5 protein-coding genes are annotated in these 5,425 nt (G+C 75.7%); 1 reads left to right on the top strand and 4 read right to left on the bottom strand.

Annotated features, from left to right (window positions below):
* Positions 1-186: 186 nt before the first annotated feature.
* Complete coding sequence (locus IF99_RS0129780) at positions 187-885, bottom strand: TetR family transcriptional regulator (protein WP_031001494.1); 699 nt, start codon at positions 883-885, stop codon at positions 187-189.
* Positions 886-1,069: 184 nt separating this feature from the next.
* Here IF99_RS0129780 and IF99_RS0129775 point away from each other — a divergent pair, with 184 nt between their 5' ends.
* Positions 1,070-1,762, top strand: a complete 693-nt coding sequence (locus IF99_RS0129775) for a hypothetical protein (protein ID WP_051703766.1) — start codon at positions 1,070-1,072, stop codon at positions 1,760-1,762.
* A 36-nt stretch (positions 1,763-1,798) separates the two neighbouring features.
* Here IF99_RS0129775 and IF99_RS0129770 read toward each other — a convergent pair whose 3' ends face one another.
* The 3 genes from IF99_RS0129770 to IF99_RS0129760 all read right to left on the bottom strand — a co-directional run.
* Entirely contained in the window at positions 1,799-3,127 is a 1,329-nt protein-coding gene (locus IF99_RS0129770; RefSeq protein ID WP_031001490.1) for a phosphotransferase family protein, read from the bottom strand.
* A 596-nt stretch (positions 3,128-3,723) separates the two neighbouring features.
* On the bottom strand, positions 3,724-4,530 hold the full coding sequence (locus IF99_RS0129765) for an HAD family hydrolase (RefSeq protein ID WP_031001488.1): 807 nt from the start codon (positions 4,528-4,530) through the stop codon (positions 3,724-3,726).
* The coding region (locus tag IF99_RS0129760; RefSeq protein ID WP_051703765.1) for a GntR family transcriptional regulator at positions 4,527-5,425 on the bottom strand (899 nt) is incomplete at its 5' end. The genes IF99_RS0129765 and IF99_RS0129760, both read right to left, overlap by 4 nt.

Raw genomic sequence — 5,425 nt, 5'->3', positions numbered from 1 at the left:
AGGGCTCGGGCCCGGCGGGGGTGGGGGCCGAGGCGGGCGTGGCCGGGGCCGGGGCCGGGGCGCACGTGGTGGGGGGCGTAGCCGAGGTGGACGAGGCGTCGGCGGAGGGGGGCTTCGGCGTCATAGCTCCGAAGCCTAGGGCAACTCGGTTAAATTTGTTACTCGGTTAAAAAGGTGCCGTCCCGCTCAGCGCTCCCCCAGCGCCGCCGCCAGTCCCCTGAAGCCTTCTTCCGCCTCGCGGGCGGCCGTCGGGTGGAGGGCGTCCGCTGTGGCTCCGCTCGCGATGCGGCGCCAGTTCTCCATGGCGAGGACGCGCTGGACGGCGAGGATCTGGGCGGCGGCGAGGCGGTGCGCGAGCGGCGGGAGGTCCGCGTCTGGGGCGGGAGCCCCGGCGAGGGCGCGGGCCAGGGCGGTCTCGGAGCGGTGGGTGTAGGCGTGGAGACGGGCGAGGAGGGACGGGGTGCCGTAGAGGAGGCGGTGGTAGGCGAGGACGGCGGGGAAGTCGTTGAGGCCGGTGACGGGGTCGCGGCGGTCGAGGCCCGTGCGGAAGTGGGCCGCCAGGGCGGCGATCGGGGGGCGGCGGTCGGCGCGGGCCTCGGTCACGACGCGGGCGGGCTCGTCCTCGTGATCGGCGAAACGGTGGAGGACGAGGTCCTCCTTGGTGGGGAAGTACCGGAAGAGCGTCGGCTTCGAGACGCCCGCCGCGGCGGCGATCTCGGCGACGGGCACGGCGTCGAAGCCCCGTGCGAGGAAGAGGGCGATGGCCGTCTCGGACACGTGCCGGTAGGTCTGGAGGCGCTTGCGCTCCCGCAGACCGGGCGCCTGGTCCGCGCTCTCCGCACCGCCGTTGCCCGCGCCCTGACCCGCCCCGCTCCTCGCTCGCACCCGGCCATCCTAGGCAAGCGGGGGGCGGGCGTCGTCGTACGTCACGGAACGACTGTCATACGACAGGGGGGCGGGCGAACCGGGCCGAGGGCGGCGGCCCACGCAAAGCGCGGCCCCGGCGCACCCGGGCTGGTAGTCTCCCCTCTCCGCCGGGCCACCGGCCGGAGTCCGCAGGCAGGCCGCCATGTCCTCGTACCGGCACGCGCTCCTGAGCGCGCTCGACGCCCTCGACTCCGCCTTCGCGGCGGAGCCCGCCTTCCCCGTCACCGGCTGCACGTACTGCTGGGCCGACGAGCACTTCGCCGAGTTGTCGGGGCCGCTCGCCGCGATCTCCGAGGAGACGATCCTGGGCGCCGCCATGGAGGTCTCCGACCACTGGAGCGACTTTCCGCGCCTGTACCGACGCCTGACGCCGCTTTTCGTCCGGCGCGCCGTCCTGGGCGGCGAGCACGGCGTGCCGGCCGATGTCGTGGCGTGCCGTTTGCGGCAGGCGGGGTGCCTGGAGTGGGCCCCGGGGCTGACGGACGCGCTCTGGGCGGTGGGGGTGGCGTGGTGGCGGGCGGTGCTCCACGGCGAGGCCGGGGACGCCTGCACGGAAGAGGTGCTCAGCGTGCTCACGGTCGCGAGCGGGACGGTACGGCCCTGGCTAGGCATCTGGGCGGCGACCCGGACCCCCTGCGCGGACGCTCTCCTCGCACAGTACATCGACCACCTCCCGTACTCCCTGAGTGACCTTGGCGATGGCTGGTGGGACGGGCCACGACACGACCCGCGCCGAGAGGTCGCGGCGTGGCTGCTCCGTGACGTGCGGGACCGGCTGGGCGGTCTCGCACCCGACGTCGTGAGGGCGCTCAACGAGGTGCGCTGCACGTTCTGACGCGGCGGGGGCGCGCGGAGCCTGCGGGCTCGGCACTCAGAGGGTCGCGCCGCCCGCTGCTCCGAGCGCCGCGAGGGAGGCGCGCGCCGCCGCCAGGGTGCGGCCGTGACGGCGGACCGCGCGGGCGACGTTGGGGGCGTCGAGGGCCGTGCCGGTGACGATGCGGTCGAGGTCGAGATAGGCGCTGCGGAGGCGTTCGAGGTGGGCGTAGACGGGGGCGTCGCGCTCCCAGCCGGCCGTGCGGTCCGGGGGGAGCGCCCGGCTCCAGCGTCCGAGCATCCGGGCGCGCAGGGAGGGGCGGGCGGGGGCGAGGTGGAGGTGGCGGACCAGCTCGTAGAGAGGGTCGCCCGCCAGGGCCAACTCCCAGTCGATCAGGGCCAGGTCGTCACCCGGGAGGCGGACGAGGTTCCACGGGTTGAGGTCGCCGTGGAGGAGGCCGGGGGTGCGTGGGGTGACGGTGAGCGGGGCGAGCAGTGCTTCGAGCGCGGCCGGGCCCGGCAGGCCGCTCGCGTTCGCGCGGGCGAGGACCGGGGCAGGGAGCGAGGCGACGAGGCGGACGAGTTCGGCACGCAGCCAGGCGAAGAACTCCGGGCGCCCGGCGGCCGGTTCGAGGTCGGCGCAGTCCACGCGAGTCAGGGCGGCGAGCTGGTCGACGAGGGCGTCGGCCTCGCGGACACGCAGGCCGTTGACCGGGTGGCGGGGGGTGAGCCGGTCGGGCGTGACGCGGGACGGGGCGGGCAGTGGGCCCTCGTACGTGTGGAGCGAGAAGGAGCCGTCCGCGTCGCGGCCGAGGGCGAGGACCCGGGGCACGCGCGGGGCGCCGGGCGCTCCGTCCTCGTAGGCGGCGTGGATCGCCTCCAGGACGCTGTGCTCGCTGTAGAAACCGCGCTCCCTGCGGACGGCGACTGCGGGGGCGAACCGCCGTACGACGACGGCGCGTTGCCAGGCGGGAAGCCAGACGACGGCGTTGCGGTGCGCGGTGCCGCTCAGCACGCGGACGCGCGTCGGGTCGGCGGTACGGGCCGCCGCGAGCGCCTCGGTGACGGCGGCGGGCGGGAACTCCGGCGCCAGCGGCACGCGTTCGTCCGGCGTCCAGCCGAACCGGCTTGCGGAGGACGGCGGTACGGGGCGGTGGCGCCCCGGCGCGGCGGCCTGGGCGCCCGCCGCCTGGGCCCCGGCGGCGTGGGCGACGCCGCAGGCGATGGCGTGCAGACGGGGAGCGGGTGCGTGGTGCGCGGCGCGGGGGCCGTGCGGCTCGTAACTCCCGTGCGCGGCGCCGCGCGTGCCGCTGTGCGCGGCCTCCCGCCCACCGCCTTCGCCGCCACCCGGCTCCTTGCCCTGCCAACCGGACCTCACGGTGCGCACGTGCCACTCCCGAACCGGCCCCGCCCACCGGGGCTCCGCTCGCTCACCGTAACGGAGCGGAACGGGTGCCTCCGCTCGCGGGGCCATGAAAAAACGATTCAGCGGACGGCAGTACGAGTCTCCGCACCACCTCCTCCCCTTCGCCACCCGTCCGCCACCCCCGCGCGCCAGCCCGCGCCACCCATCGCGCCAGGTCAGGGGCGAGGTGACGGGCGAGAGGAGGGGGTGGCGGGACGGAGGTGAGCCGCCTGCCGGGCGGGGGTGGTTCAGGGGCGCCAGGGCCTCCCGGGGGCGCCCCTCGGGGAGCGTCGGCTCCCGCACGGAAGGCCGCACAGTGACCACAGGCAGTGACGGAGGTGACGCGGGTGCGGAGGCGGGGCGGCGGGACAGGAGCGACGGCGGCACGGAGGGGGATGCCGGGGACGCGGGTGCCTAGGGGACGGTGGCACTCCGGCTGGGGCGCGGGAACGCGGATGCCGGCGCGGGCGGGGCAGCGCCGAGGGAGGCGAGGTGGCGGCGGTGCGCGTTCGGCTCACCGGGCGACCGCCACCCCGGACGCGCACCACCGCCACCCCCGGCCACGCCCCGCCCCCCGCCTACAGCACCTCCGCGTACGACGCCACTACGTGCCTCGCCCCCGCCGCGCACAACGCTGCGCGGCGCGCTGGGCGTTCGGCGTAGCCGAGGAAGGGAATCCCGGCCGCGCGGGCGGCCTCCGCGTCGCCCGGCTCGTCGCCGATCATCAGCGTCGCCCGGGGGTCGGCGTCGAGGGACTTCACCGCCTCGGTCAGGCAGTACGGGTCGGGCTTGAGGCGGAGCGGGAGGCCCCTGCCGTGGTAATGGTCGGCGAAGTAGCCGTCCAGGTGCTGGAGTTCGAGGTAGCGGCGGGCGGCGAGCGGGGAGTTGTTGGTCGTCACGGCGAAGCGGCGGCCCGCCTCGTACCAGGTGTGGAGGAGTTCGGTGAGGTGCGGGGTCGGGCGGGCGCTCTCGACCGCCTTCAACTCCTCCTGTGTCAGCAGGGATTCGAGGTCACGGACGGTCCCGCCCTCCGTGTCCCGCGTATCCACCGCCCGTAGGAGGGCCTGCGGGTTCTTGCTGAGCGCGGCGCCCGCCGCGAGCGCCCGGCCGCCGGGGCGGGCGTCGAGCCAGCTCGCCAGACGGCGGGCGATGCCGCGCGCCGGGTGCCCGGCGAAGAGGCGGCACACAGGTCCGTCGAAGTCGAAGAGCACCCAGCGGGTGCGGTCGAGCAGTTCGCCGAGGGGCTCGGCGGGGCCTTCGTCACGAAGGACGGGTCCGGTCGGCCCGAACTCCGGTTCCGTCCCTGGTCCGGGGCCAGGCCGAGGGCCCGACTCCCGTGCGAAGCAGGTGTGTTCCGGTTCCGTGTGCGTCCTGGTTGTCGTCACCCGTCGAGTTTCAGCTCCTCGCTGATGGTCTGCCAGAGGCCCTCGAACCAGCGGGCGGACTGCGCGACGAACACCTCGTCGCGCGGACCGTGCGTGACGTCGTACGGGAAGAGCTGGGCGCGCGGTCCCCAGGTGTCGATCATCTCGGGGACGTCCTCGCCGTTCTCGTCTGTCCGTCGCACGAGGTAGTAGGCGAAGAGGGCCTCGCTCCCGTTGAGGACGTACAGCTTCACGGGCGGGGTGAAGGGGACCGTGCGGAAGGCGACGGAGACCTTCGTGCCGTGGGACTGCCGCAGCCCGGTGAGCGTCCGGCTCAGGACCCGTACCTGCGAGTCGCGCATCTCCAGCCAGCGGCGGTGCACGGCCGCGGCCTCGACCGGCTCGCCCGAGGCCGCGACGGGGAAGGCGAGGTCGATGCTGCGGCTGGGCAGGAGGATGCGCACGTCGACGGACTCGGGCCGCAGGCTCCCGCTGTGCACCCCGATGACGGCCTCGCTCACGGCGGGGATGAGGGATTCGGCGGTGAGGCAGAGGGCGTCGATCCGTACCTCGGTCGCGGCGAAGGCCCGGACGAGGCGGGGGCCGAGCGCGACGAGCGTGGGGCGCGGCTCGGGGGTGCCACCCGGGCGCTCGCCGTCCTGGCCCGGCTGGGCGACGCGCGGCGGGACACCCTTCGTCGAGTGGCTGAGCAGGCCCTCGGCGCGCAGCGCCTGGAGCGCCTGGCGCACCCGGCCGCGCTCGACGCCGAACTCCTGCGAGAGCTCCGCCTGGGTGGGGATGCGGTCGCCCGCCTTGAGCACCCCGCGCGCGATGCGCTCGCGGAGGGCCGCGGCGATGGCGGCGGGGGTGGGCGGAAGGGGGTGCGGCGGGGACGGGTCCCCGGACGGTAAGGACG

The organism is Streptomyces sp. NRRL F-5630, from assembly GCF_000719475.1.
Lineage (GTDB): Bacteria > Actinomycetota > Actinomycetes > Streptomycetales > Streptomycetaceae > Streptomyces.
The sequence above is the reverse complement of the archived record's forward strand: the minus strand, read 5'-3'. Positions and strand labels throughout refer to the sequence as shown.